At 71.4% G+C, this 26,457-nt stretch carries 24 protein-coding genes and 1 riboswitch; of the genes, 15 read left to right on the top strand and 9 right to left on the bottom strand.

What is annotated here, in order from left to right; genetic code table 11:
- Window positions 1-69 precede the first annotated feature (69 nt).
- The 7 genes from frr (at window position 70) to ACLZOT_RS35350 (ending at window position 7,764) form a co-directional block, all read left to right on the top strand.
- On the top strand, window positions 70-627 hold the full coding sequence (gene frr / locus ACLZOT_RS35320) for a ribosome recycling factor (protein ID WP_055720515.1): 558 nt from the start codon (window positions 70-72) through the stop codon (window positions 625-627).
- Complete coding sequence (locus tag ACLZOT_RS35325) at window positions 627-1,730, top strand: phosphatidate cytidylyltransferase (protein ID WP_416973224.1); 1,104 nt, start codon at window positions 627-629, stop codon at window positions 1,728-1,730. Before frr ends, ACLZOT_RS35325 begins: the two co-directional genes overlap by 1 nt.
- Before the next feature lie 296 nt (window positions 1,731-2,026).
- Window positions 2,027-3,133: a 23S rRNA (adenine(2503)-C(2))-methyltransferase RlmN gene (rlmN, locus tag ACLZOT_RS35330; RefSeq protein ID WP_416973225.1), complete on the top strand. Its 1,107-nt coding sequence runs from the start codon at window positions 2,027-2,029 to the stop codon at window positions 3,131-3,133.
- A gap of 19 nt (window positions 3,134-3,152) precedes the next feature.
- Window positions 3,153-3,260: riboswitch (TPP riboswitch) on the top strand.
- 32 nt (window positions 3,261-3,292) lie between these two features.
- Window positions 3,293-4,336, top strand: coding sequence for a thiamine ABC transporter substrate-binding protein (locus ACLZOT_RS35335; RefSeq protein ID WP_416973251.1), 1,044 nt, complete (start codon window positions 3,293-3,295; stop codon window positions 4,334-4,336).
- A gap of 14 nt (window positions 4,337-4,350) precedes the next feature.
- Window positions 4,351-5,952, top strand: coding sequence for an ABC transporter permease (locus ACLZOT_RS35340; RefSeq protein WP_416973226.1), 1,602 nt, complete (start codon window positions 4,351-4,353; stop codon window positions 5,950-5,952).
- Window positions 5,953-6,978, top strand: coding sequence for an ABC transporter ATP-binding protein (locus ACLZOT_RS35345; RefSeq protein ID WP_416973227.1), 1,026 nt, complete (start codon window positions 5,953-5,955; stop codon window positions 6,976-6,978).
- A 9-nt stretch (window positions 6,979-6,987) separates the two neighbouring features.
- Window positions 6,988-7,764: a maleylpyruvate isomerase N-terminal domain-containing protein gene (locus ACLZOT_RS35350; RefSeq protein WP_416973228.1), complete on the top strand. Its 777-nt coding sequence runs from the start codon at window positions 6,988-6,990 to the stop codon at window positions 7,762-7,764.
- Between the two features lie 32 nt (window positions 7,765-7,796).
- On the opposite strand, the gene ACLZOT_RS35355 is transcribed toward ACLZOT_RS35350, so the two are convergent.
- The 7 genes from ACLZOT_RS35355 to ACLZOT_RS35385 all read right to left on the bottom strand — a co-directional run bounded on the left by ACLZOT_RS35355 (window position 7,797) and on the right by ACLZOT_RS35385 (window position 14,437).
- Window positions 7,797-8,450, bottom strand: a complete 654-nt coding sequence (locus tag ACLZOT_RS35355; RefSeq protein ID WP_416973252.1) for an LAETG motif-containing sortase-dependent surface protein — start codon at window positions 8,448-8,450, stop codon at window positions 7,797-7,799.
- Window positions 8,451-8,645: 195 nt separating this feature from the next.
- Window positions 8,646-9,770 carry an LOG family protein gene (locus ACLZOT_RS35360; protein ID WP_416973229.1) on the bottom strand — a complete coding sequence of 375 codons (1,125 nt, stop codon included), beginning with the start codon at window positions 9,768-9,770 and terminating at the stop codon, window positions 8,646-8,648.
- A 22-nt stretch (window positions 9,771-9,792) separates the two neighbouring features.
- Window positions 9,793-10,215 carry a VOC family protein gene (locus ACLZOT_RS35365; protein WP_416973230.1) on the bottom strand — a complete coding sequence of 141 codons (423 nt, stop codon included), beginning with the start codon at window positions 10,213-10,215 and terminating at the stop codon, window positions 9,793-9,795.
- A 100-nt stretch (window positions 10,216-10,315) separates the two neighbouring features.
- Window positions 10,316-11,710: a hypothetical protein gene (locus tag ACLZOT_RS35370; protein ID WP_416973231.1), complete on the bottom strand. Its 1,395-nt coding sequence runs from the start codon at window positions 11,708-11,710 to the stop codon at window positions 10,316-10,318.
- The gene (locus ACLZOT_RS35375; RefSeq protein WP_416973232.1) at window positions 11,692-12,432 is read right to left on the bottom strand and encodes an ABC transporter ATP-binding protein; all 741 of its coding nucleotides are present in this window, start codon (window positions 12,430-12,432) and stop codon (window positions 11,692-11,694) included. Before ACLZOT_RS35375 ends, ACLZOT_RS35370 begins: the two co-directional genes overlap by 19 nt.
- A 182-nt stretch (window positions 12,433-12,614) precedes the next feature.
- Window positions 12,615-13,973 (bottom strand): aspartate aminotransferase family protein, encoded by a 1,359-nt coding sequence (locus ACLZOT_RS35380; RefSeq protein WP_416973233.1) that lies wholly within the window; start codon window positions 13,971-13,973, stop codon window positions 12,615-12,617.
- Window positions 13,970-14,437: an Lrp/AsnC family transcriptional regulator gene (locus ACLZOT_RS35385; protein ID WP_416973234.1), complete on the bottom strand. Its 468-nt coding sequence runs from the start codon at window positions 14,435-14,437 to the stop codon at window positions 13,970-13,972. The genes ACLZOT_RS35380 and ACLZOT_RS35385 overlap by 4 nt, the downstream gene beginning before the upstream one ends.
- A gap of 183 nt (window positions 14,438-14,620) precedes the next feature.
- Here ACLZOT_RS35385 and ACLZOT_RS35390 point away from each other — a divergent pair, with 183 nt between their 5' ends.
- The 8 genes from ACLZOT_RS35390 to ACLZOT_RS35425 all read left to right on the top strand — a co-directional run bounded on the left by ACLZOT_RS35390 (window position 14,621) and on the right by ACLZOT_RS35425 (window position 25,202).
- Window positions 14,621-16,060 (top strand): gamma-aminobutyraldehyde dehydrogenase, encoded by a 1,440-nt coding sequence (locus tag ACLZOT_RS35390; protein ID WP_416973235.1) that lies wholly within the window; start codon window positions 14,621-14,623, stop codon window positions 16,058-16,060.
- A 181-nt stretch (window positions 16,061-16,241) separates the two neighbouring features.
- Window positions 16,242-17,447, top strand: a complete 1,206-nt coding sequence (locus ACLZOT_RS35395) for a sensor histidine kinase (RefSeq protein WP_416973236.1) — start codon at window positions 16,242-16,244, stop codon at window positions 17,445-17,447.
- Window positions 17,444-18,130, top strand: a complete 687-nt coding sequence (locus ACLZOT_RS35400; RefSeq protein ID WP_416973237.1) for a response regulator transcription factor — start codon at window positions 17,444-17,446, stop codon at window positions 18,128-18,130. Before ACLZOT_RS35395 ends, ACLZOT_RS35400 begins: the two co-directional genes overlap by 4 nt.
- 92 nt (window positions 18,131-18,222) lie before the next feature.
- Window positions 18,223-19,128: an SGNH/GDSL hydrolase family protein gene (locus ACLZOT_RS35405; RefSeq protein WP_416973238.1), complete on the top strand. Its 906-nt coding sequence runs from the start codon at window positions 18,223-18,225 to the stop codon at window positions 19,126-19,128.
- A 145-nt stretch (window positions 19,129-19,273) separates the two neighbouring features.
- A complete protein-coding gene (locus ACLZOT_RS35410; protein ID WP_416973239.1) occupies window positions 19,274-21,505 on the top strand; it encodes an MMPL family transporter in 2,232 nt (743 codons plus the stop codon).
- Window positions 21,506-21,638: 133 nt separating this feature from the next.
- Window positions 21,639-22,334, top strand: coding sequence for a response regulator transcription factor (locus tag ACLZOT_RS35415; protein WP_416973240.1), 696 nt, complete (start codon window positions 21,639-21,641; stop codon window positions 22,332-22,334).
- Complete coding sequence (locus ACLZOT_RS35420; RefSeq protein ID WP_416973241.1) at window positions 22,331-23,857, top strand: sensor histidine kinase; 1,527 nt, start codon at window positions 22,331-22,333, stop codon at window positions 23,855-23,857. The genes ACLZOT_RS35415 and ACLZOT_RS35420 overlap by 4 nt, the downstream gene beginning before the upstream one ends.
- A 34-nt stretch (window positions 23,858-23,891) precedes the next feature.
- Window positions 23,892-25,202, top strand: coding sequence for a DUF3500 domain-containing protein (locus tag ACLZOT_RS35425; RefSeq protein ID WP_416973242.1), 1,311 nt, complete (start codon window positions 23,892-23,894; stop codon window positions 25,200-25,202).
- Window positions 25,203-25,217: 15 nt separating this feature from the next.
- Here the strand turns inward: ACLZOT_RS35425 and ACLZOT_RS35430 are convergent, their stop codons facing one another.
- Window positions 25,218-26,162, bottom strand: a complete 945-nt coding sequence (locus tag ACLZOT_RS35430; protein ID WP_416973243.1) for a macro domain-containing protein — start codon at window positions 26,160-26,162, stop codon at window positions 25,218-25,220.
- Between the two features lies 1 nt (window position 26,163).
- On the bottom strand, window positions 26,164-26,286 hold the full coding sequence (locus ACLZOT_RS35435; protein WP_416973244.1) for a hypothetical protein: 123 nt from the start codon (window positions 26,284-26,286) through the stop codon (window positions 26,164-26,166).
- Window positions 26,287-26,457: the final 171 nt, after the last annotated feature.

A 26,457-nucleotide genomic window follows, 5' to 3' on the forward strand; every position in this document is an offset into this window, starting at 1 on the left:
CGCGACGCAGCCGGCCGCCGCCGACAGGTAACCGCAGCCGGGCCTACTCAAGACACGCAGGAGCAAGTGGTGATCGAAGAGACCCTCCTCGAAGCCGAGGAGAAGATGGAGAAGGCCGTCGTGGTCGCCAAGGAGGACTTCGCCGCGATCCGCACCGGCCGTGCGCACCCGGCGATGTTCAACAAGATCGTCGCCGAGTACTACGGTGCGCCGACGCCGATCAACCAGCTGGCCTCGTTCTCCGTGCCGGAGCCGCGCATGGCCGTCGTCACCCCGTTCGACAAGACGGCGCTGCGCAACATCGAGCAGGCGATCCGCGACTCGGACCTCGGGGTCAACCCGAGCAACGACGGCAACATCATCCGCGTCAACTTCCCCGAGCTGACCGAGGAGCGCCGCCGCGACTACATCAAGGTCGCGCGCGGCAAGGCCGAGGACTCCCGGGTCTCCATCCGCGCGGTCCGCCGCAAGGCCAAGGACACCCTCGACAAGCTCGTCAAGGACAAGGAGTCCGGCGAGGACGAGGTCCGCCGCGCCGAGAAGGAACTCGACGACCTGACCGCGAAGTACGTCGCCCAGGTCGACGAGCTGCTCAAGCACAAAGAAGCGGAGCTGCTCGAAGTCTGATGAACGACTCTTCCTGGGGGGCGCCGCCACAGGCCGGACAGGCCGGGTATTGGGGGGGCGCTCCGGCGGGTCCCGCGTACGATGCGCCGCAGGCGCAGCAGACTCGCCCCATGCCCATCGTGCCCGACGTACCCGCTCATGGCGGAGACCAGGATGACGACCGGTGGACCGCCGCAGCGGGCGGTGGTCCCCTGTTCCGTGACGAGATCCCGTCGGCGCAGCCTCAGGCGGCGGTGCCGCAGAAACCGGAGCCCATGGCCGACGAGCGGCAGCCCGCGCCGCAGAAGAAGAGCGCGGGCCGTGACCTGGGCGCGGCCATAGGGGTCGGGGTCGGGCTCGGGGCGGTGATCGTCGCCTCGCTGTTCATCGTCAAGGCCGTGTTCGTCGGGGTGATAGCGGTCGCCGTCGTCGTCGGTCTGTGGGAGCTGACCAGCAGGCTCCAGGAGCGCAAGCAGATCAAGGCGCCGCTGGTGCCGCTGGCCGTCGGCGGGGCCGCGATGGTCGTCGCCGGGTACGTCCGGGGGCCCGAGGGGGCCTGGGTCGCCATGGCGCTCACGGCCCTGGCTGTGCTGGTCTGGCGGATGACGGAACCCCCCGAGGGGTATCTGAAGGACGTCACGGCCGGGGTCTTCGCCGCGTTCTACGTGCCCTTCCTGGCCACGTTCGTCGCGCTGATGCTCACCGCCGAGGACGGGCACCGCCGGGTGCTCGTCTTCCTGGTCCTGACGGTCGTCAGCGATACGGGTGCGTACGCCGTCGGCTGGCGCTTCGGCAAGCACAAGCTCGCGCCCCGCATCAGCCCCGGCAAGACCCGCGAGGGCCTGCTCGGAGCCATCGCCTTCGCGATGGCCGCCGGCGCCCTCCTCATGCAGTACGTCATCGAGGACGGCACCTGGTGGCAGGGGCTCCTCCTCGGTCTCGCCGTCGCCGCGAGCGCCACACTCGGCGACCTCGGCGAGTCGATGATCAAGCGGGACCTGGGCATCAAGGACATGGGCACGCTTCTGCCGGGCCACGGCGGAATCATGGACCGCCTGGACTCCTTGCTGCCGACGGCGCCGGTGGTGTGGTCGCTGCTGGTGCTGTTCGTCGGCTCCGGCTGACCTGCTGTGTAGCAGCCTTGCAACGCCGAGCCCCCTCCCTTCTCCGGGTGGGGGCTCGTTGCGTAGGGTGCGCGCATGAATCGTGCGAGACGTGAAGAGGACGGCACCTATCACGGGGACTTACAGTGCCGGTGGTGCGGTGCGCTGCTGAGCCAGAACGGGCGGCGGCGGGCGAAGTTGTACTGCGGGCCGTGGCATCGGACGAAGTCGTACACATCGAATGTCATCGGTGCCGTGCTGGCGCTCTTCTGACCCGGTCGGCGTACGCGTGGGGATCTGCGACACTGGTGAGTGTTATGCCTAAGCCCGGAGAACTTACTTTCGTCGCCCCCCGCGGAGCCAAGAAGCCGCCGCGGCATCTTGCCGACCTCTCGCCCGCCGAGCGGAAAGAGGTCGTCGCGGAGATCGGGGAGAAGCCGTTTCGTGCGAAGCAGCTTTCGCAGCACTACTTCGCGCGGTACGCGCATGATCCGGCGGAGTGGACGGACATTCCGGCGGGGGCGCGGGGCAAGCTTCAGGAGGCGTTGTTCCCTGAGCTGATGAGTGTCGTGCGGCATCTGTCGACCGACGAGGGGGCTACGCGCAAGACGCTGTGGCGGCTGTTCGACGGAACGCTCGTCGAGTCCGTGCTGATGCGGTACCCGGACCGGGTGACGATGTGCATCAGCTCGCAGGCCGGGTGCGGGATGAACTGCCCGTTCTGCGCGACCGGGCAGGCTGGTCTCGACCGGAATCTGTCCACCGCCGAGATCGTGCACCAGATCGTGGACGGGATGCGGGCGCTGCGGGACGGGGAAGTGCCCGGGGGGCCTGCCCGGCTCTCCAACATCGTCTTCATGGGGATGGGCGAGCCCCTCGCCAACTACAAGCGGGTCGTCGGTGCGATTCGCGCGCTGACCGACCCGAACCCCGACGGCCTCGGGCTCTCGCAGCGCGGGATCACCGTCTCGACCGTCGGGCTCGTCCCGGCGATCAACCGGTTCGCCGACGAGGGGCTGAAGTGCCGGCTCGCGATCTCGCTGCACGCGCCCGACGACGAGCTGCGCGACACCCTCGTCCCCGTCAACACCCGCTGGAAGGTCCGCGAGGTGCTCGACGCCGGGTTCGAGTACGTCGAGAAGTCGGGCCGCCGGCTGTCGATCGAGTACGCGCTGATCCGGGACATCAACGACCAGGGCTGGCGAGGCGACCGCCTCGGGCGGCTGCTGCGCGGCAAGCCCGTGCACGTCAACCTGATCCCGCTGAACCCGACGCCGGGGTCCAAGTGGACCGCGTCGCGGCCCGAGGACGAGAAGGCGTTCGTGGAGGCCATCGCCGCGCACGGCGTGCCGGTCACCGTCCGGGACACCCGGGGCCAGGAGATCGACGGGGCGTGTGGACAGCTCGCCGCCACCGAACGATAAGCTCGTAGTCGTACATCCATATATCCGACAGGGGAGCGCGACAGCGCTGAGAGTGCGGTGCACAGGCCGCAGACCCTCTGAACCTCGCCCAGGTCATTCTGGGTAGGAAGTTCGGTCATCACCGTGAAGAAGTTCGTCGTCGTCGCCGTGGGTCTCGGCATGGTCGCGCTGTCCGCGTGCGGATCATCGTCCGGGGAGTCCGATAGTCAGACCTCCTCCGGCTCCAAGACCGTCACCCTCGTCAGCCACAGCTCCTGGGCCGTCTCCAAGCCCGTCCTCGCCGCCTTCGAGAAGACCTCCGGCTACAAGGTCAAGGTCCTCACGGACGGCGACGCCGGGCAGGCCGTCAACAAGGCGATCCTGACGAAGGACAACCCCCAGGGCGACGTCTTCTTCGGCGTCGACAACACCCTCCTGTCCCGCGCCCTCGACAACGGCCTCTTCCAGCCGTACGAGGCGAAGGGGCTCGCGCAGGTCGGCGCGGAGTACCGGCTCGACGCCGGAAAGCACCGGGTCACGCCCATCGACTACGGCGACATCTGCGTCAACTACGACAAGAAGTACTTCGCCGACCACAAGCTGGCCCCGCCGGCGACGTACGACGACCTGGTCAAGCCGGAGTACAAGGACCTGCTGGTCACCGAGAACGTCTCCACCTCCTCCCCGGGCCTCGGGTTCCTGCTCGGGACGGCCGCCAGGTACGGGGACGGGGGCTGGCAGGACTACTGGAAGAAGCTCAAGGCCAACGGCGTCGAGGTCGTCGACGGCTGGGACCAGGCGTACAACGAGGTGTTCTCCGGGTCGGCCGGCGGCAAGAAGGCGAAGGGGGACCGGCCGCTCGTCGTGTCGTACGCCTCCTCCCCGCCCGCCGAGGTGATCTTCGCGGACCCGAAGCCGGCACAGGCCCCGACCGGGGTTGCCGAAGGGACGTGTTTCCGGCAGGTCGAGTTCGCGGGGCTGCTCAGCAACGCGAAGAACGCGGCGGGCGGCAAGGCGCTGATCGACTTCCTGATCGGCAGGGAGTTCCAGCAGGACATGCCGCTGAACATGTTCGTGTACCCGGTGCTCCAAGGCGCCGCGGTCCCGGCCGAGTTCACGAAGTTCGGGCCCGCCGCGAAGTCCCCCGAGACCATGGCCCCGGCGAAGATCGCCGCCGACCGTGACGACTGGGTCAAGACGTGGGCCTCTCTCGTCCTCAAGTAGTCCGGCTGGGCCTGATGGCCCTGCCGCTGGCGTTCTTCGGGATCTTCTTCGCCTACCCGGTCGTCGCGATCCTGCTGCGCGGCCTGCACGCCGACGGGACCTGGCACCTCGGGCGGCTGTGGGACGTCCTCGGGCAGTCCGACATCCGGCACGTCCTGTGGTTCACGACCTGGCAGGCACTCGCCTCCACCACGCTGACCCTGCTGATCGCGCTGCCGGGAGCGTACGTCTTCGCCCGCCTCGACTTCCCCGGCCGGGGCGTGCTGCGCGCGGTCGTCACCGTCCCGTTCGTGCTGCCGACGGTCGTCGTCGGTACGGCGTTCCTGGCGCTCGTCGGACGCGGCGGGCTCACCGACGAGCTGTGGGGCGTACGGCTCGACACGACCGTGTGGGCGATCCTGCTGGCGCACGTCTTCTTCAACTACGCGGTCGTCGTGCGGACCGTCGGCGGGCTCTGGGCGCAGCTCGACCCGCGGCAGGAGGAGGCGGCGCGGGTGCTGGGGGCGTCGCGGCTGCGGGCGTTCCGCAGCGTGACCCTTCCCGCGCTCGGGCCCGCTGTCGCGGCTGCCGCGCTGATGGTGTTCCTGTTCACGTTCACGTCGTTCGGGGTCGTGCAGATCCTCGGCGGGCCGACGTTCTCGACGCTGGAGGTCGAGATCTACCGGCAGACGTCCGAGATCTTCGACCTGTCGACGGCCGCTGTGCTCACGGTCGTTCAGTTCCTGTCGGTGGGCGCGATCCTCGCCGTGCACGCGTGGACCGTACGGCGGCGGGAGAGCGCGCTGCGGCTGGTGGACGCGTCGGTGACGGCGCGCAGGCCGCGCGGCCTCGGCCAATGGGCGCTGCTGGCCGGGGTGTTGACGACGATCGCCCTTCTTCTCGTCCTCCCCCTCGCCGTCCTGGTCCAACGCTCCCTCGGCGGCACGGACTTCGCCTACTACCGGGCGCTGACCTCCGACGAGGGCAACGTCTTCCTGGTGCCGCCGATCGAGGCGATCGGCAACTCGCTTCAGTACGCGGTCGTCGCGACCGGCATCGCGCTGCTGATCGGCGGACTCGCCGCCGCCGCGCTCGCCCGGCGTGACGCGGGGCGGCTGGTGCGGGGGTTCGACGCGCTGCTGATGCTGCCGCTCGGGGTGTCGGCGGTGACCGTCGGGTTCGGGTTCCTCATCTCGCTCGACGAGCCGCCGCTGGATCTGCGGAGTTCGTGGATCCTGGTGCCGCTGGCGCAGGCGCTCGTGGGGGTGCCGTTCGTCGTGCGGACCATGCTGCCGGTGCTGCGCGCGGTGGACCAGCGGCTGCGGGAGGCGGCGGCCGTGCTCGGGGCGTCGCCGTGGCGGGTGTGGCGGGAGGTCGATCTCCCGTTGGTGCGACGGGCGTTGCTCGTCGCCGCCGGGTTCGCGTTCGCCGTGTCGCTCGGGGAGTTCGGGGCGACCGTGTTCATCGCGCGGCCCGACAACCCGACGCTGCCGGTGGCCGTGGCGCGGCTGCTGGGGCGGGCCGGGGAGCTCAACTACGGGCAGGCGATGGCCCTTTCGACGATCCTGATGCTGGTGTGCGCGGTGGCTCTGCTGGTGCTTGAGCGGCTGCGGACCGATCGGAGCGGGGAGTTCTAGGTGCTGAGGCTTGAGGGTGCGACCGTGCGGTTCGGGGGGCGGGCCGTGCTGGACGCCGTCGATCTGGAGGTGGGCGAGCACGAGGTGGTGTGCGTGCTCGGGCCCAGCGGGAGCGGGAAGTCGACGCTGCTGCGGGTGGTCGCCGGGCTGCAACCCCTCGACGCCGGGCGGGTGTCGCTCGGGGGGAAGGACCAGGGTGGGGTGCCCGTGCATCGGCGGGAGGTCGGGCTGATGTTCCAGGACCATCAGCTGTTTCCGCAGCGGGATGTCGCCGGGAACGTCGCTTTCGGGCTGCGGATGCACGGTGCCTCGAAGGGGGAACAGGCGGCGCGGGTCGAGGAGTTGCTCGACCTTGTCGGGCTGCCGGGAGCCGGTCGCAGGGCTGTCGCCGCGCTGTCCGGGGGTGAGCAGCAGCGGGTCGCGCTGGCCCGGGCGCTGGCTCCCCGGCCTCGACTGCTCATGCTGGACGAGCCGTTGGGGCAGTTGGACCGGTCGCTGCGGGAGCGGCTCGTCGTCGAACTGCGGGAGCTGTTCCGGGGGTTGGGGACGACCGTGCTCGCCGTCACGCACGATCAGGGGGAGGCGTTCGCGCTCGCCGACCGGGTGATCGTCATGCGGGACGGGCGGATCGCCCAGTCCGGTACGCCCCTTGACGTGTGGCAGCGGCCCGCCGACGCGTTCGTCGCGCGGTTCCTCGGGTTCGAGAACGTTGTACCGGCCTCTGTGCAGGGGGAGTTCGCGCTCACGCCGTGGGGGAAGGTGCCGGTGCCCGCCGGGTCGGCGCAGGGGGAGCGGGACGTGCTGGTGCGGGCCGCCGGGGTGCGGATCGGGGACGGGGCGCGGTGTGTCGTCGTCGGACGGACGTTCAAGGGGACCCACGTCTCGGTGCAGTTGGCGCCCGAGGGTGACGGGCCCCGGCTGGAGGCGGCGGTGGCGCTGCGGGAGGCGCCGGGAATCGGGGACGTCGTCGGGGTGGGGTTCGACGCGGCCGAAGTGGTCGTTCTCGGCGGGGACGAATCCGACTAGCGTCGGAGTATGACGCTTCTTTCGCACGACCGTTACTGCGACGAGATCGCCCTGCGGGTGGCGGGGCTGCGGGCGGTGGTGAGTTCCGGGACGGATCTCACCACGGTGGTCCCGACCTGCCCCGACTGGTCCCTGGAAGACCTGATGCGGCATGTCGGGGGCGCGCTCGGGTGGGTCGAGCGGATGGTGCGGGCGCGGTCGGCGGAGCGGCTGCCGGAGGTGGTGGCGCCGCAGTTCGCGGGAGACGCGGCGGCGCTCGACGCGTGGCTCGCGGAGACCGGGCACGGCGTCGTGGGCGCGCTGCGGGAGGCCGGGGCCGAGGCGCCGGTGTGGACCTGGACGTGGGCGGCGCGGGCCGGCTCCGGGTTCTGGGCACGCCGTATGGCACACGAGCTGACCGTGCACGGCGCCGACGCGGCGTTCGCGGCGGGGGCGCGGTACGAGGTGGCGGCCGAGGTCGCCGCCGACACGCTCGACGAGTGGCTCGACATCGTCGTCTGGGTGCAGCGGAACATGCCGCACGCCGCCGCCGAGGAACTGGGGGAGGGGGCGCGGGGGAGTCTCCATCTGCACGCGACCGACGTGCCCGGCGCCGAGTGGCTCGTGGAGTGGGGGCCGGGCGGGGTGGCCTGGCGGCGGGCGCACGAGAAGGCGGACGTGGCGATGCGGGGGCCGCTCACCGACGTGATGCTCGCGTTCTACCGGCGGTTGCCGCTCGACGCGGTCGAAGTGGTGGGGGAGCGCCGGACGTTGGAGTACTGGTTGCAGCGGGCCAGCATGGGGTGAGCACCCGGGGTGGGAGTGCTCACCCCGGGGCGTCAGCGGTTGCTGCTGCCCTTCCTGCGCATGCCGAAGAAGATCGCGGCGCCGCCGATGACGACGAGGGCCGCGGCGATGCCGGCGATCAGGCCGGTGTTGGAGTTCGCGCCGGTCTCGGCGAGGTGGGAGTCACCGACCGCGGGCGTGGGGGCGTTGTTCACGGGGGTGATCGGGGTGCTGCTGTCGCTGGGGGAGGGCGACGGCTGCGGGGTGGCGGCGGAGTCGGAGGGGGACGGGGACGGGCTCGGGGAGGACTCCGGCTCCGAGGGGGACGGCGAGGGGGATTCCTCGGTCTTGCACGCCTTCGAGGGGGTGGTGAGGTTCGGGCTGATGTCGTCGTTCACGAGCTTGCCGGCGGTGACGTGGATGCGGTACTCCGCGTTCGGCTTCCAGTCCTCGGCGAAGGTGATGGTCGTGCCGGTGAGGCTGCCCTTCACCTCCTGCTCTCCGACCTTGCGGAGGTCGCTGCCGTTGTTCTCCAGGTAGACGGCGACAGTGGCGGTCACGCCGGTGGCGTCCACGTCGGTGACCTTGATGACGCCCTTGTCGCCGTCGCACTCGGGGGTGGCGGAGAAGTCCCGGATGTTGCAGGCGAGCGCGCTCGTGGACGCGGAGAGGACGACGGCCGCGGAAGCGGCGGCTACGCCGAGCATACGAGCCGAACGGGCGGCGGTGCGGCGGGATATGGACACGTTTGTCCTTTGCGGGAGGCGCAACTGCGGGGGGCTGTAGGGGGGATGAGCCCGCGGGGGGCGCATCAGCATCCCCTTGAGGCTCACAGGTGTATAAGCGCGCCATAAGAAGTGTCAACGCGCGCATCCCATTTGACCCCGGGCTTTGCCCGCTTATTAATTACCCGCGCGTTTCAATGCCTCCGGGGCGTCCTCGATCCGGTCCACCAGAACGATCCGCGACGCCATCGACCTGTCCCTCGCCAACGCCTCCAACAGCGGCCAGGCGGGCAGGCGCCTCGTCCAGTGCGCCTCGTCCACCAGCACCATCGGCCTCGGCTCGCCCCGCGACTCGTAGTAGTTCGGCGTCGAGTTGTCGAAGATCTCCTGTACGGTCCCGGCGGCGCCCGGCAGGAACACCACACCGGCCGTGCAGCGCGCCAACAGGCCGTCCTCGCGGGTGGCGTTGGAGAAGTACTTCGCCGTGTGCGCGGCGAACGCGTTCGGCGGCTCGTGGCCGTAGAACCAGGTCGGGATGCCAACGGACGGGCCGCCGCCGGGGTGTTGGGCGCGGACCTCGAACGCCGCCGACGCCCACTCCGTCACCGACGGGGTGAACGTCGGCGCCTTCGCGAGGAGTCGGAGCGCCGACTCCAGCATGCCGTCCTCGAACGGGGCCGCGTACGCGCCCAGGTTCGCGGCCTCCATCGCGCCCGGGCCGCCGCCCGTCGCGACGGTCAGGCCCGCGCGGGCGAGTGTGCGGCCCAGGCGCGCGGCACCGGCGTACTCGGCCGTGCCGCGCGCCATCGCGTGGCCGCCCATCACTCCGACCACCCTTGCGCCGGCCAGGAGTTCGTCCAGGGCGTCCGACACCGCGTCGTCGTGCACCGAGCGGAGCATCGACGCGAAGATGTCGCCGTTCGCCTTCGTCTCCTGGAACCACGCGTACGTCTGGGCGTCCGGGGTCGACGCGTAGCCTTCCGCGAGGCCGTCGAAGAGTTCGTCCGGGGTGTACAGCAGGCCCCGGTACGGGTCGAACGGCAGGCCCGGGACCGGGGGGAAGACCAGGGCGCCCGCCGACCTGACCCGGGCGTCCGCCTCGGGGGTCATCGGGCAGCCCAGGAAGACCGCGCCCGTCGTGTCGGTCGTCAGGAGAACCGGCGTACGGGCCGTCAGGTCCACCGCCTGGACGCGGTACCTGGCCAGCGTGCCGGCCGTCGCGATCACCTCGTCGAACTCGGCCAGGGACTCGATCTCGCGGTCGGGGACGCCGTCGTACGGCTGGGCGGGTGTCTGGTGCACCCGCCCATGCTAGGCGGGTGCCTCAGCCCTCGATCGCGGACGGGTTCATCCACACGACCTCCCACGTGTGGCCGTCCAGGTCGTCGAACGCCCTGCCGTACATGAAGCCCTCCATGTCCTGGGGCTCACGGGGCTCCGTCGCGCCCAGCTGGATCGCCTTGTCGACGAGCTCGTCCACGGCGGCGCGGCTCTGTGCGCTCAGGGCGATCATGACCTCGCTGGTCTTCGTGGCGTCCGCGATCTCCTTCTTCGTGAACGTCGCGTAGAACGACTTCGTCAGGAGCATCGCCACGATCGTGTCGCTGATCACCACCGAGGCCGCGTTGTCGTCGCTGAACTGGGGGTTCAGGGTGTAGCCCAGGTCCGTGAAGAACTTCTTCGAGGCCGCGAGGTCCGCGACGGGGAGGTTGATGAAGATCATCTGCTGGTATGCGGGGGTGGTCATCTCGGGGTCTCCCGTGGGTGTCGTTCCGTTGTGTTCGAGGGGTAGACCGGGGAGGCGGTCACTACTCATCGGTGGCCGGGGATTTTTTTCGTACGAGTTTTCACGTCGTCAGGGGGAGGGTCGCGAGTTGGGCCACCGCGAGGGTCAGGGGGGTGAAGACGATCAGGAGGGCCGCCATGCGTAGGGCCGCCGCCGTGCGGAGTGTCGTCGCCGGGGCGCCCAGGCGTACGAGGGCCGCTGTCGTGTCCGCTCGCGACTGACGGGACTCCACCGCTGCCGTCAGGAGTGTGCCCAGGGCGCAGCCGGTCACCAGGAGGGCGCCCAGGGTGGAGAGCGGGCCTGTCGGTCTGTCGCCGTTCAGGGACGCCATCGTGTAGGCGCCGGAGAGGACCGCGCACAGGATGCCCAAGGGGCGGCCGATCCGCTGGGACTCCTCCATCAGGCCCCTGCCCGCGAGGAGGCGTAGGGCTCCCGGGCGGAACATCTGGAGCAGGCGGCCGCAGAGGTGGGTGAGGCCCGGGCCCGCCAGGGCCAGGCCCAGTGCGGTGAGGGTCCAGCCGAGGAGGACCGCTGCGGGGCCTGTGGGGAGGCCGGCGGGGAGGGTGAGGAGGGTGGAGGTGGGGGTGGTGCGGGCTGCGTACGCCTCCACGGCGAGGCCGGCGGCGAGGGTGGCGGCGCCCCAGGGGAGGGCTGTGGGGGAGGGGGGTGCGGGGTTCGGGTGCGGGTCCGTGGGGGGCTGGGGTGGGGGCGTTTCGCTTGCCCGCGCTGGCGGGGTGCCGCTGCGCCCACCCGTGCCGCCCCATGGGGGTACCTCCCAGGCCCTTCGGGCACTGGGGGAGGCACGACTGCCCGCAGCTGGGTGGGGCTCTTCTGCCTTGGCACCCCCGCGTGCCCCGAACCTTCCGTACGAGCCGAATGTCTCCCTCGTGCTGCCCTTGTTGAAGCCTCCGAAGGCTCGGCGGGTTGCGTGGGCCGCTACCTGGGTGTCCCGGGGGCGGAGCATCAGGGCTACCGCTGCGGAGGAAGCGAGGGGGACCAGGGCCAGGAGGGTCAGGGAGGCGGGGAGGGGGAGGGGGTGGTCGGCGGCCAGGAAGTCGGAGGCCGCGCCGTCGAAGGGGAGGCCCGTGAGGTCGCCTCGGAGGTGGAGGAAGAGGAGGAGGGCCAGCATCGAGCCGAAGAGGGTGGAGAGGGCCGTGGTGGTGGCCGAGACGGCCATGAGGCGGGCCGGGCCCAGGCCGATGGCCGCGAGGCCGGGGCGGGGGCGGGTCGCGGGGTCCGTGCGGGCCACCGCCATGGCGAAGTAGACCGTCGAGGTTAGGGGGATCGCGCACCAGGCCAGGCGGAGTGCCGAGGACGCCGTCGCCTCGGGGTGGGTGAGGGCGTGGCCCAGGGTGGAGAGGAGCAGGAAGCCCGTTCCTGCCGCCGCCGCCGAGACCGCCAGACGGCGCGCGTGGACCGCCGGGTGGGCGGCTCGGGTCAGGCGGAGAGCGAGCACGCGGGGCGGCCTTCCGGGTCGGTGGGCGGGGGGAGGTGGACGGTGGTGACGCGGCGTCCGTCGAGGAGGGGGAGCGTGCGGTCGGCGAGCGCCGTCGTGTCGGGGTCGTTGGTCGCGAGGACGACGGTGATGCCGTGGGAGCGGGCGGCTGTCGTGAGGGTCCTCAACACGTGGGCCCGGTCCGCCTGATGGAGGGGGGCCGTGGGTTCGTCGGCGAAGAGGACCGACGGCGCCGGTGCCAACGCCCTGGTGATGCACACCCGTTGCCGCTCGGCCTGCGTCAACTCACCTGGCCGCGCACGCGCCTTGTCGCCCACGTCGAGCCGCTCCAGCCACTCCAGCGCGGCGGCCTTGGCGCGGCGGCGGCTCGTGCCGCGCAGCATCAACGGCAACGCCGCGTTCTCCCACACGTTCAGCTCGGGGACGAGCGCGGGCGCCGGGTCGATCCAGCCGAAGCGGTCGCGGCGCAGCCGTTCGCGGGCGATCGGGCCCATGGTGTGGACGGGGACGCTGTTGAACCACACCTCCCCGCGCTGGGCCGGGGTGAGCCCGGACAGGCAGTGCAGGAGCGTCGTCTTGCCGCTGCCGCGCGGGCCGGTGACGGCGAGGATCTCGCCCTCGCGGACCCCCAGGGAGACACCGGCGAGGCCGGGGGAGCCGTCGCGGTGCGTGAAGTGCAGGGAGCGTGCCCAGAGCACGTCGTTGTCCGGCGGGGCCTCCATGGGCGTACACCTTCGTTCAGATCCGTAGTTCCCGAGCCGTTTCCCCCGTCCGGGGGAACGAAAAGCAGGGGTGATCGGTCACTGCACGCTAGGCAAGGGGGTTCCCGGATGCCGGACAGCACACGGCCCCGCGGCGCCGATTCTCACTCGAACGGGCGCGCGCGGGGCCGTACATCAGACGATCAGAGCTTCGACCACGCCTCCGTGAGGGTCGTGCGCAGGATCTGCTCGATCTCGTCGAACGTCTCCTGGTTCGCGATCAGCGGCGGGGCGAGCTGGACGACCGGGTCGCCGCGGTCGTCGGCGCGGCAGTAGAGGCCGTTCTCGAAGAGGGCCTTGGAGAGGTAGCCGTAGATGATGCGCTCGGTCTCGTCGGCGTCGAAGGACTCCTTCGTGGCCTTGTCCTTGACGAGTTCGATGCCGTAGAAGAAGCCGTTGCCGCGGACGTCGCCGACGATCGGGAGGTCGTGGAGCTTCTCCAGGGTCGCGCGGAAGGCGGCCTCGTTGTCCAGGACGTGCTGGTTGAGGTTCTCGCGCTCGAAGAGGTCGAGGTTGGCGAGGGCGACGGCGGCGGAGACGGGGTGGCCGCCGAAGGTGTAGCCGTGCAGGAAGGCGTTGCCGTCCCGGTAGAAGGGCTCGGCGAGGCGGTCGGAGACGATGCAGGCGCCGATCGGGGAGTAGCCCGAGGTCATGCCCTTCGCGCAGGTGATCATGTCCGGGACGTAGCCGAACTTGTCGCACGCGAACGTCGTACCGAGGCGGCCGAACGCGCAGATCACCTCGTCCGAGACGAGCAGCACGTCGTACTGGTCGCAGATCTCGCGGACCCGCTGGAAGTAGCCGGGCGGGGGCGGGAAGCAGCCGCCCGCGTTCTGGACGGGCTCCAGGAAGACCGCCGCGACCGTGTCCGGGCCCTCGAAGAGGATCTGCTGCTCGATCTGGTCGGCGGCCCAGCGGCCGAACGCGACCGGGTCGTCGCCGTGGATCGGGGCGCGGTAGATGTTGGTGTTGGCGACCTTGTGCGCGCCGGGGACGAGGGGCTCGAAGGGGGCGCGCAGCGGGGGGAGGCCGGTGATGGAGAGGGCGCCGTGGGTGGTGCCGTGGTAGGCGACCGTCCGGGATATCACCTTGTGCTTGGTCGGCTTGCCGGTCAGCTTGAAGTACTGCTTGGCCAGCTTCCACGCCGTCTCGACGGCCTCGCCGCCGCCGGTCGTGAAGAACACCTTGTTCAGGTCACCGGGGGCCTCGCCCGCGAGGCGCTCCGCCAGCTCGATCGCCTTCGGGTGCGCGTACGACCAGACCGGGAAGAACGCCAGCTCCTGCGCCTGCTTGAACGCGGTCTCGGCGAGTTCGGTGCGGCCGTGTCCGGCCTGGACGACGAAGAGGCCCGCGAGACCGTCCAGGTAGCGGCGGCCCCGGTCGTCGTAGATGTAGGTGCCCTCGCCGCGCACGATCGTCGGGACGGGGGCGTTCTCGTACGAGGACATGCGGGTGAAGTGCATCCACAGGTGGTCGTACGCGGACTTGCTCAGGTCCTTCATCGGGTTCCCCACATGTAGGTCTGCTTCTTGAGCTTCAGGTAGACGAAGCTCTCGGTGGAGCGCACGCCGGGGACGGCCCGGATGCGGTGGTTGATGACCTCCAGGAGGTGGTCGTCGTCCTCGCAGACGATCTCCACCATCAGGTCGAAGGACCCCGCGGTCATCACCACGTACTCGCACTCGTCCATGGCCGTGAGCCGGTCCGCGACCGCCTCCACGTCGCCCTCGACGTGCACGCCGACCATCGCCTGGCGGCGGAAGCCCACCGTCAGCGGGTCCGTGACCGCGACGATCTGCATGACGCCCTGGTCGAGGAGTTTCTGGACGCGCTGGCGCACGGCCGCCTCGGAGAGGCCGACGGCCTTGCCGATCGCCGCGTAGGGGCGGCGGCCGTCCTCCTGGAGCTGCTCGATGATCGCGAGGCTCACGGAGTCGAGGTGTTTGTCGGTGCTTCGGTTGGCCACGGAGCCCACTGTGCATGACGTCTCGTCCGCCCCGCAAGGCCGATTCGATGAAATCCGTTGTTGAGATGGCTCAGATCTGCGGATTTCGCAAGTGTGGCCGGGTTGGGGGTGTTGAAGAAGCGATTCCGCGGATTAGGGTGGTGTCTCAGTCAGTGGACACCTGCGAACCGGGAGGAACCGGCCGTGAGCACCGAATTGCGTCGGCTGCGCAACTACATTGACGGCGAGTTCCGTGACGCCGCCGACGGGCGGACCACCGAGGTCGTCAACCCCGTCACGGGCGAGCCCTACGCCACCGCGCCCCTGTCCGGTCAGGACGACATCGACGCCGCCATGGCCGCCGCCGCAGCCGCCTTCCCCGGCTGGCGCGACACCACGCCCGCCGAGCGGCAGCGCGCGCTGCTGAAGATCGCCGACGCCTTCGAGGAGCGCGCCGAGGAACTCATCGCCACCGAGGTCGAGAACACGGGCAAGCCGGTCGGGCTCACGCGGTCCGAGGAGATCCCGCCGATGGTCGACCAGATCCGGTTCTTCGCGGGCGCCGCGCGGATGCTGGAAGGGCGCTCCGCCGGGGAGTACATGGAGGGCATGACCTCCATCGTCCGGCGCGAGCCGGTCGGGGTCTGCGCGCAGGTCGCGCCCTGGAACTACCCGATGATGATGGCCGTCTGGAAGTTCGCGCCGGCCCTCGCCGCGGGCAACACGGTCGTGCTGAAGCCGTCCGACACGACCCCGGCGTCGACCGTCCTGATGGCCGAGATCATGGGGGCCATCCTGCCCACCGGCGTCTTCAACGTCGTCTGCGGCGACCGCGACACCGGCCGCCTCATGATCGAGCACCCCACCCCGGCCATGGCCTCCATCACCGGGTCCGTGCGCGCCGGCATGTCCGTCGCCGAGACCGCCTCCAAGGACCTCAAGCGCGTCCACCTCGAACTGGGCGGCAAGGCTCCCGTCGTCGTCTTCGAGGACACCGACCTCGCCAAGGCCGTCGAGGACATCTCCGTCGCCGGGTTCTTCAACGCGGGCCAGGACTGTACGGCCGCCACCCGCGTCCTCGTCCAGGAGTCCGTCCACGACGAGTTCGTCGCCGCGCTCGCCAAGGCCGCCGCCGAGACCAAGACCGGGCACCCCGAAGACGAGGACGTCCTCTTCGGCCCCCTCAACAACCCCAACCAGCTCAAGCAGGTCTCCGGGTTCGTCGAGCGGCTGCCCGCGCACGCCAAGGTCGAGGCGGGCGGCCACCGGGTCGGCGAGACCGGGTACTTCTACGCGCCGACCGTCGTCTCCGGGCTGAAGCAGGACGACGAGATCATCCAGAACGAGGTCTTCGGGCCCGTCATCACCGTCCAGTCCTTCACCGACGAGGACCAGGCCGTCGAGTGGGCCAACGGCGTCGACTACGCGCTGGCCTCCTCCGTGTGGACCAAGGACCACGGCCGCGCCATGCGCATGTCCAAGCGGCTCGACTTCGGCTGCGTGTGGATCAACACCCACATCCCGCTGGTCGCCGAGATGCCGCACGGCGGCTTCAAGAAGTCCGGCTACGGCAAGGACCTCTCCGGCTACGGCTTCGAGGACTACACGCGGATCAAGCACGTGATGACGTCGCTGGACGCGTGAGCGTCGTACGGCGCTCGCGCGCGACCCGCCGCGTGAGCGTCGTCCGTCCCGGCGTACCGCAGGTGCAGTAGTCCGTCCTCCGTCCTGAGTAGGGGGTGACAACAGCTCAGGGCGGATGCCCCGGCCCGTGCGACCAGGCATCGTTCACCTTGGACGATCGTCGCCGAGCCGGAGAGGGCGGATGGCCAGCAGCCTGGAGCGTTACGCGGAGCTACACCCGCGGACCATCGACGCGGTGACGCTGCTGGTGCTGTTCGCCTGCGTCCTGTTCGGCATGTCGATCAGCACGGACGGGAACCCGTCGCCGGACGACAACGCGCCGAAGCTGCTCGCGGTCGCCCTGGCCGCGGGCTTGTCCTTCGCCGTGCTGGGCTGCCGCCGGTGGCCGCGCGGGATGCTGCTGGTCACCGGGGCGGGCGCGATGGCGCTGCTCGGGCTGGAGTACCTGCCGAGCCCGATGCTGCTGGCGCCGGTGATGGCGGCGCTGTACTGGATCGCGGCGGTGACCGACCACCTGACCAGCCGCAGGTACGCCTGGTGGACGACCGGCGCCCTCGCGGTGACCGGCGTCGCCGTCGACCCGACCTGGGACCTCTTCCTGCTCAAGACGGTCGGTACGGGCCTGTGGCTGCTGTTCCCCGTGGCCGTCGGCTCCCGCACCCGGCTGCGGCGGGCCTACCTGGAGTCCGTGCAGGCGCGCGCGGTCCACGCCGAGCGCACCCGCGAGGAGGAGGCACGCCTGCGGGTCACCGAGGAGCGGATGCGCATCGCCCGCGAACTGCACGACGTCGTCGCCCACCACATGGCCGTCGCCAACGCCCAGGCGGGCACCGCCGCCCACCTCGCCCGCACCCACCCCGAGCAGGCCCAGAAGATCCTGGCCGAACTGGCCGGGACGACGTCCTCGGCGCTCCTCGAACTGCGGGCGACCGTCGGCATCCTGCGCAGCCCCGACGACCCCGACCCCCTCGAACCCACCCCCGGCCTCGACCGCCTCCCCGACCTGCTCGCGGCCTGCCGCTCGGCGGGCCTGGACGTCACGGTCGTCGTCGAGGGAGACCCCCGGCCGCTCCTGCCCGGCGTCGACCTCACCGCGTACCGGATCATCCAGGAGGCCCTGACCAACGTCACCAAGCACGGCCACGGCCACGGCGCCGAGATCCGCCTCGCCTACAAGCGCTCCCGGCTCCTCATCACCGTCACCAACGAGGGCGCCGCCCCCCAGCCCTCCGCCCCCGGCGGCTTCGGCCTCGTCGGCATGCGCGAACGCGCCCACTCGGTGGGCGGCCACCTCCAGGCCGGACCCCGCCCCGAGGGCGGCTTCCAGGTGACGACCGCCCTTCCCCTGCACTCCCTGACCCACCCCGAGGACGAGGCACCCCTGTGACCATCCGTGTCCTGCTCGCCGACGACCAGGCCCTCCTGCGCGGCACCTTCCGGCTGCTCATCGACTCCTGCGCCGACATGGAGGTCGTCGGCGAGGCCGCGAACGGCCGCGAGGCGGTGGAACAGACCCGGGCCACCCGGCCGGACGTCGTCCTCATGGACATCCGCATGCCGGGCTCCGACGGGCTCGCCGCGACCGCCGAGATCTGCGCCGACCCGGACCTGGGCTCCACCCGCGTCCTGGTGCTGACCATGTTCGAGACCGAGGAGTACGTCGCCCAGGCGCTGAAGGTCGGGGCCAGCGGGTTCCTCGGGAAGTACGTCACGACGGACGTCCTGCTGGGCGGCATCAGAGTCGTCGCCGCGGGCGAGTCGCTGCTGTCACCCGGCGCCACCCGCGCGCTGATCACCCGGTTCCTCACCTCGCCCGCCGCCCCCGGGAACCTGCTCGCGGCCCCCGAGAAACTGGCCGAACTCACCCCCCGGGAACGGGAGGTGACGGTGTTCGCGGCGGAGGGCAAGTCCAACGACGAGATCGCCGGGGAGCTGACCCTCAGCGTGCTGACCGTACGGACCCACATCCACCGGGCCATGACGAAACTGGGCGCCCGCGACCGGGCCCAGCTCGTCGTCATCGCCTACCAGACCGGGCTGGTACGGCCCTCCGACGTACCACGCCCGTAGTACGCAGGTGACGGCGGTGGTACGACGACGCGGGCGCCGCCGTCGATGAGCCTGGGTGTGGCTGCCGGCGGCGAGAGACAGGACACCCGGGTATGAGGACACGGACACGGCTGGGGTTGGCGGGGGTCTTCTCCTGCGCGGTGCTGGTGACGGCCGTCGGCATCGAGCGGGGCGACGGGGGAGGCGGGGGCGGTGACGCCCGGGCCGTCGGGCCGTACGTCGCCCTCGGTGACTCGTACACCTCCGGGCCGAAGATCCCCGGGCAGACCGGGACGCCCGCCGGGTGCGAGCGGTCCGACCGGAACTATCCCTCCGTCGTCGCCCGGCACCTCAAGGCCCCGCTCACGGACGTCAGTTGCTCCGGGGCCACCATCGACGACCTCACCGCCGCCCAGGACACCGACTCCGGCACCAACCCCGCCCAGCTGTCCGCCCTCACGAAGGGGACGAGGCTGGTCACCCTCGGCATCGGCGGCAACGACGTCGGGTTCGCCGACACCATCACCGCGTGCGTGAAACTCGGCGTCCGCTACCAGCTGGAGAGCGCCTTCAGCACGGCGACCGACGACGCGCCCTGCCGCGACGCGCACGCCGACCAGGTCCGGGCGAAGACCGACGCCCTCGGCGGGAAACTCACCGACGCCCTCCAGGAGATCGAGCGGCGCTCGCCCGAAGCCCGGGTGTACGTCGTCGGATACCCCGCGATCTTCCCCGAACAGGGCGACACCTGCCGGGAGTTGGGGATCGCGCCGGGCGACGTCGCGTTCCTGCGGGACCAGGAGCGGCGGCTCAACTCGGTGCTGGAGAAGGCGGCCACCGGGGCGGGGGCGTCGTACGTCGACACGTACCGGCCCTCCGAGGGGCTGGGGGCCTGCGCCGACGACGGAGTCCGGTGGGTGGAGCCGCTGATGCCGGCCGCGCCCGCCGCGCCCGTGCACCCCAACGAGCGGGGGGAGGCCGGGATGGCGGCGGCCGTCCTCGGCGTAGTCCTCGGGTAGGAGGCGCGGCGGCCGGGAGTACCACGGTTTCGGTAGGGCCTTCCACGGTTTCAGCAGGGCCGATTGCCGACGGCGGTACGACGCGCGAAGGGGTCCTTCCCAGCGAGGCTTGAGACGAACCCGAGATCCGATGTGGAGTACCGCCTTGGCCACCTTCCTGCACCGACTGGGCCGACTGGCCTTTCGACGACGCTGGTACGTCGTCCTGATATGGGCCGCCGTCGTCGCCTTCGTGGGCCTCGGCGCCATGAAGGCCCCCGGCACCACCGACGAAGAGTTCTCGATGCCCGGCATCGAGTCCCAGAAGGCGTTCGACCTCATGGAGCAGCGCTTCCCGGGCGCCGCCGCCGACGGCGCCACCGCACGGGTCGTGTTCGTCGCCCCCGACGGGCAGAAGGTCACCGCCACCGAGAACAAGAAGGCCATCGAGGAGGCCGTCGGCTCCCTCAAGGACGGCTCCCAGGTCGCCGGTGTCGCCGACCCGTTCACCGCGAAGGCGGTCAGCGAGGACGGCACCACCGCGTACGCCGTCGTCACCTACAAGGTGACCGCGAACGAGGTCTCCGACGCCAGCCACACCGCGCTCGACAAGGCCATCGACCACGCCCGCGACGCCGGGCTCACCGTCGAGGCGGGCGGCACCGCGATGGAGGCGGGCGGCGGGCCCGGCGGGGTCGCCGAGATCATCGGCATCGCCGTCGCCGCGGTCGTCCTGCTCATCACGTTCGGCTCGCTCGCCGCGGCCGGGCTGCCGCTGCTCACCGCGATCATCGGCGTCGCGATCACCATGCTGTCGATCACGCTCCTCGGGGACGCGCTCGGGCTGTCCAGCAGCACCGGCACGCTCGCGATGATGCTGGGGCTCGCCGTCGGGATCGACTACGCGCTGTTCGTGGTGTCCCGGTTCCGGGAGGAACGGGCCCGGGGGCGGGACGTGCAGGAGGCGGCGGGGCTCGCCGTCGGGACCGCCGGGTCCGCCGTCGTGTTCGCCGGACTGACCGTCGTCATCGCGCTGGCCGGGCTCATGGTCGTCGGGATCCCGATGCTGACGAAGATGGGGCTCGCGGCGGCGGGGGCGGTGGTCGTGGCGGTGCTGGTCGCGCTGACCGTCGTGCCGGCGCTGCTGGGGTTCTGGCCGAACGCGGTGCTGAAGAAGTCGGAGCGGGCGGGGAAGAAGGGGACGGTGGGGTCCGATCATCACACCGGCACGCCGGCCCCCGCCGGGCAGACCGCCGACAACATGGGCACCCGCTGGGCCCGCTTCGTCCTGCGTCGCCCCCTCCCCGTCATGATCCTCGGCGTCGTCGCCCTCGGTGCCCTCGCCCTCCCGGCGACCGGCCTCCAGCTCGGCATGCCCGGCGACGAGGCGAAGCCGACGTCCACCACCGAGCGGCGGGCCTACGACGCGCTCGCCGAGGGCTTCGGACCGGGGTTCAACGGCCCCCTCACGATCGTCGTCGACGCCAAGGGCTCCGACGACGCCAAGGCCGCCGCCGCGACGATCAGCGACAAGATCGCCGGCACGAAGGGCATCGTCTCGGTCTCCGAGCCCCGCTTCAACAAGGCCGGCGACACCGCCGTGTTCAGCGCGACGCCCGCCACCGCGCCCACCGACGAGAAGACGAAGGACCTGGTCAAGACGATCCGCTCGGAGCGGCCCGGCGTCGAGTCGACGGCCGGCGCGCACTTCGAGGTCACCGGCACCACCGCCCTCAACATCGACGTCTCCGACAAGGTGCAGGGCGCGCTGATCCCGTACCTCGTCACCGTCGTCGGGCTCGCGATCCTGCTCCTGCTGGTCGTCTTCCGCTCGGTCCTCGTCCCGCTCAAGGCGGCGGTCGGCTTCCTCCTGTCGGTCCTCGCGGCGCTCGGCGCGGTCGTGGTCGTCTTCCAGGAGGGCCACATGGCGAGCCTGTTCGGCGTCGACCAGACCGGCCCGATCATGAGCCTGATGCCGATCTTCATGGTGGGCATCGTCTTCGGACTCGCCATGGACTACGAGGTGTTCCTCGTCTCCCGCATGCGCGAGGGCTACGTCCACGGCGACTCCGCCCACGAGGCCGTCGTCTCCGGCTTCCGGCACAGCGCCCGCGTGGTCGTCGCCGCCGCGCTCATCATGATCGCCGTGTTCGCCGGGTTCATCGGCGAGAGCGAGTCCATGATCAAGATGATCGGCTTCGGCCTCGCGACGGCCGTCCTGCTCGACGCGTTCGTCGTCCGCATGGCGATCGTCCCGGCCGTCCTCGCGCTGCTGGGCGACCGGGCGTGGTGGCTGCCGAAGTGGCTCGACCGGGTGCTGCCGAAGGTGGACATCGAGGGGGAGGCGCTGAGCAAGGCCGCCGACGAGACGCCGGTGAAGGAGCCGGTGGGCGTGTGAGAGTACGGGCGTACGGAGTGACGGCGTAAGTCGTACAAGCCGATATCCGTACGGCCCTGCCGGGCCCGCCCGTCATGGTTCGCCCCCAGCCTGCCCACAGGGAACCGACAGGTCCCTCGGGCAGGCTCGCGGCATGTCCGCCGCCACCCGTGTCCTGATCGTCGACGACGAACCCGAGCTGACCGAACTCCTCGGCCTCGCGGTCACCGAGGCCGGCTGGCGGCCGTTCCTCGCGGGGGACGGGCGTACGGCGCTGACGCTCGCGCGGGGGTGCGCGCCGCACGCCGTCGTGCTGGACGGGATGCTGCCCGACCTCGACGGCGTCCAGGTGCTGCGGCGGCTGCGGTACGAGAACGCGGCGCTGCCCGTGCTGATGCTGACCGCGCGGGACGCGCTGGAACACCGGCTGGACGGGCTCTCGGCGGGCGCCGACGACTACGTCACCAAGCCCTTCTCGCTGGAGGAGGTCATGCTGCGGCTGCGGGCGCTGCTGCGGCGGGCCGGGGTGTCGCCTGTCGATGAGTCCGTGCGGGTCCTCGGGGACCTGGTCCTCGCCGAGCGGACCCGCGTCGTACAGCGCGGCGGGGACGTGATCCCTTTGACGGCCAAGGAGTTCGACCTCCTGCGGTTCCTCGTCAGCCATCCCCGGCAGGTCCTCAGCAAGGCCCAGATCCTCGACCACGTCTGGAACAGCTCCTTCGAGAGCGAGGGCAACCTCGTCGAGGTGTACGTCTACAGCCTGCGCGGCAAGCTCGACCGGGGGCGCGCGCCGATGATCCACACCGTGCGCGGCGCGGGGTACGTGATCCGGGCGGCGGGCGAGAGATGAGGTCCCTGCGGGTGTGGCTCGTCCTGTTCGTGACGGCCGCGCTGGTGGTGGTGTGCACGGCGATGGCGGCGGCGACGGTGCTCGTGCAGCGCGCGAATCTGCTCGACGGGCTCGACCAGCGCGTCCGGGACGCGGCCTCCCGGAGCCAGGGCGGACTTCAGCGGCGTACCGGGGACGTCACCGACCTGGGGTTTCTCAATGAACGCGGCCAGCCGGTGGGGACGGTCGCCGCGCGGGTCGTGGACGGGGAGGCGGTCGCGGCCGAGGTGGTGACCGGGGACGGGGAGCAGGTTGTGTTGAGTGCCCGTCAGCGGGCCGTGCTCGACGGGGTCGGCGGAGGGCTGGTCACGCGGGTCATCCCCGGGCTCGGGACGTATCGGCTGACCGCCGCCCAGGGGGACGGGCCCGCTGTGCTCGCCGGGCTGCCCACCGCCGATGTCGAGGACACCCTGCACGACCTCGTCGTCACCGAGGCGCTGATCGCTTCTGCCGGGCTGCTGGTCACGGGGGTGGTGTGTGCCGTGGTGATACGGCGCCGGCTGCGGCCCCTTGAGCGGGTCGCCGGGGTGGCCGCTTCGGTCGCGCGGGCGCCGCTCGACCGGGGGGAGGTGCGCGGGCTGCCCCGGGTGGGGGGCCGCGACACCGACGACGGGAGCGAGGTCGGGCAGGTCGGGGCCGCGTTGAACCGGCTCATCGAGCGGGTCGAGGTGTCGCTCGGGGAGCGGCAGCGGAGCGAGGAGCGGATGCGGAGGTTTCTCGCCGACGCGAGCCATGAACTGCGTACGCCGCTCGCCTCCATCGCCGGGTACGCGGAACTCATGGGGCAAGGGGTGGCGTCCATCGCGCCCGGGCTCGCCTGGGAGCGGGTCTCCGCGCAGTCGGCTCGGATGACCGGGCTCGTGGAGGATCTGCTGCTCCTCGCCCGGCTGGACGAGGGGCGGCCGTTGGAGCGGGGGGAAGTGAATCTGGCGACGCTGGTCGCCGAGGCGGTGTGGGACGCGCGGGCCGCTGGGGGTTCGCACGAGTGGGGGCTCGCGCTGCGGATGGCCGGGCCCGCGGTGGTGGTGGGGGATGCGGGGCGGTTGACACAGGTGGTGGTGAATCTGCTGGGGAACGCTCGGGTGCATACGCCTGCGGGGACTCGGGTGGACGTGGTGGTGGAGGCGGACGCCGGTGGGTGTTCGGTGGTTGTGCGCGACGACGGGCCCGGGATCGCTGGGGAGTTGTTGCCGCGGGTGTTCGAGCGGTTTGTGCGGGAGGGGGGTTCGCGGACTCGGTCTTTCGGACAGGGGGGTGGACGTGGAGGTGGCGGGGCGGGGCTGGGGCTGGCCATCGCCTCGGCGATCGTCTCCGCGCACGGGGGTGGGATCGAGGTGGAGAGTGTGCCGGGGTGTACGGAGTTCCGGGTGTGGTTGCCCAAGGGGGTGGTGGCGGGCGATGTCGCTGTGGTGCCGGAAACTGGGCAACTTCCTTCAGCTGAGCCTCAGTTGGGTGCCTCAGGGTGGGTGGGGAAGGGGCGTTGAGGCCCCCCGAGGGCTTTGAGGAGTGCGCGGAATCATGGGCGAGCAGCATGGCGGGCGGCAGCACGCGGATCGGCGGAACTTCATGCGGAAGGTGTTCTTCGCGTCCGGCGCGACGGCGGTCACCGCGATGGGCGGGGCGGGAGCGTTCACGGCGCTCGCGGCGGACGAGACGGGGACGGCCACCCCCAGTGCCTCGCCGACCGACAGCGGAGCGCCCAGTGGCGGTCCGGGCGGAGGAGCCCCCGGCGGTGGCGGGCCCGGGAACCAGTCGCTCACCGAGGAGTTCTTCGGCCTCACCACCGACGGCAGGCGGATCGACGACCTCTACACGGTCCACTCCACCGGCGTCGACACCGCGCCCGTCATCGCCGCCGCCGAGGCGTTCCTCGCGGGCCTCACCGACGCGCAGAGGACGCAGACGCGGTTCACCGTCCACTCCACCGAGTGGCGGCTGTGGAGCAACATCGACTCCTACGGCCGTCAGGGCGTCTCCCTCGCGGACCTGACGGATGCTCAGAAAACCCTGGGTACCGCCCTGTTGACGTCCGCTCTGAGCGCCGACGGGCTGGAGACCACGGAGAGGATCCGCCGTATCAACCAGGCCGCCGGTGAGGCGATCGGCAACACCGGGTCCTTCAACGAGGACGCCTACTACTGGACCGTGATGGGCACCCCCTCCGCCACCGAACCCTGGGGGTTCCAGTTCGACGGGCACCATCTCGTCGTCAACTACTTCGTGTTGGGCGAGCAGGTCGTCATGAGCCCCTGCTTCTGGGGATCCGAGCCGACCGTCATGGAGATCGACGGCGAGACCGTGACCGTCTGCCACGAAGAGGTCGCCGCGTCCCTCGCCTTCGCCAACTCCCTCACCGACGCCCAGCGTTCGGTCCTCATCGCCTCCGCGACCAAGTCCAACGAGTCGATGAAGGCGGGGGCGTTCGCCGACAACACCGTCCAGGCGTACACGGGTCTGCGGGGCAAGGCCCTCGACGCAGCCCAGAAGTCCAGGCTGTTGGGGATCGTCGCCGCGTTCGCCGGACGCGCCAAGGCCGACGTCGCCAAGGCCCATCTCGCCGAGGTGCGCAGGCACTTGGACGACACGTACGTCACGTGGGCCGGGGGGACCGGCGACGCCGACGCCTTCTACGTCCGTGTGCACAGTCCCGTCGTGTGGATCGAGGTCGACTGCCAGTCGCCGGGTCCGCTGGCCGGGGCGTACGGGGCCTCGCAGGGCGGGGCGCCCACGCAGAAGCACGTGCACTCGGTGATCCGTACGCCCAACGGCAACGACTACGGCAGGGAGTTGCTGCGGCAGCACTACCTGACCTCACCGCACCACCGGTGAGGTCCACCGGCGGTTCTAGCGGCCCAGCACCCGGCGGTAGGCGTTCTCGTCGTCCTCGCCGAACACCGTGAACACGATCCGGTCGAACCGGCCGGGGTGTTCGTCCAGCCACTCGGTGACCGTGCGGACCGCCACCGGGGCCGCCGCCTCCTTCGGGTAGCCGAAGACGCCGGTGCTGATCGCGCACAGGCCGACCGTGCGGACGTCGTCCAGCTCGGCCGCGAGGTCCAGGCAGGCGCGGTAGGAGGAGGTGAGGGCCTCCGCGTCACCCTGCGCCGGGCGGCCCTGGACCACCGGGCCGACCGTGTGCAGCACGTACCGGGCGGGCAGGTGGTAGCCCCGCGTCACCTTCGCCACGCCCGTCGGTTCGGGGGCGCCCTGCGCGTCGTACACCGTCTTGCAGTCGTCGCGCAGGCGCGGGCCCGCCGCGGAGTGGATCGCGTTGTCGATGCACGGGTGCAGGGGGCGGAAGCAGCCGAGGAGGCCGCTGTTCGCCGCGTTCACGATCGCGTCCGCGGCGAGGGTGGTGATGTCGCCGCGCCACAGGGCCGTGCGGCCGTCCGAGCCGTCGGGCGTGGGGAGTTCGGCGGGCGCGGTCGTCGGGCGGAGCCGGCGTTCGCCGGACAGGAGGGCGTCCAGTTCGCGGTCCGTGCCCTCGGGGAGGGGGCCCGGGTCGCGCACCGTCAGCAGGGCGCGCAGGACCTGGCGGGCGGTGGCGGGGTCCTGCAGCTCCGGGAGCGAGCCGGGGACCAGGCCGAGGCGTGCCGTCGCGGGGTCGCCGTTCATCAGGCGCAGGGCCTGGCGGACGTGCGCGTGGAGGCGGTCCGCCTCGGCCGGGGGTGCGGTGGGGTGGAACGGGGTGTCCAGGTCGACGCTCTCGCGGTACTCCGCGAGGGGGAGGACCCGCGGTGCCCTGCGCGGGGCGAGGAACGTGGGCGGGGTCAGGGGGAAGTCCGGCATCTCAGGGCACCAGGAAGTCGTCCGCCCGGGCCGGGACGGACAGGGCTCTGGTGCCGAGGTCGGCGGGGACCTGGGGGTGGTCCGGGTTGATACGGATCAGGCGGGCGCCGGGGGTGTGTCGCACGAGGTTCTCCAGGGGGTGGCGGATGACACCGGGGGTGTTGAAGCCGGCGCCGATCTCCAGGGCTAGGAGGGAGGGGGTGGCGGGGGTTGGGGCAGTGGGGGGGGGGGGGGGGGGGGGGGGGGGGGGGGGGGGGGGGGGGGGGGGGGGGGGGGGGGGGGGGGGGGGGGGGGG

The sequence above is a fragment of the Streptomyces sp. 4F14 genome (genome assembly GCF_048159485.1).
Taxonomy (GTDB): Bacteria; Actinomycetota; Actinomycetes; order Streptomycetales; family Streptomycetaceae; genus Streptomyces.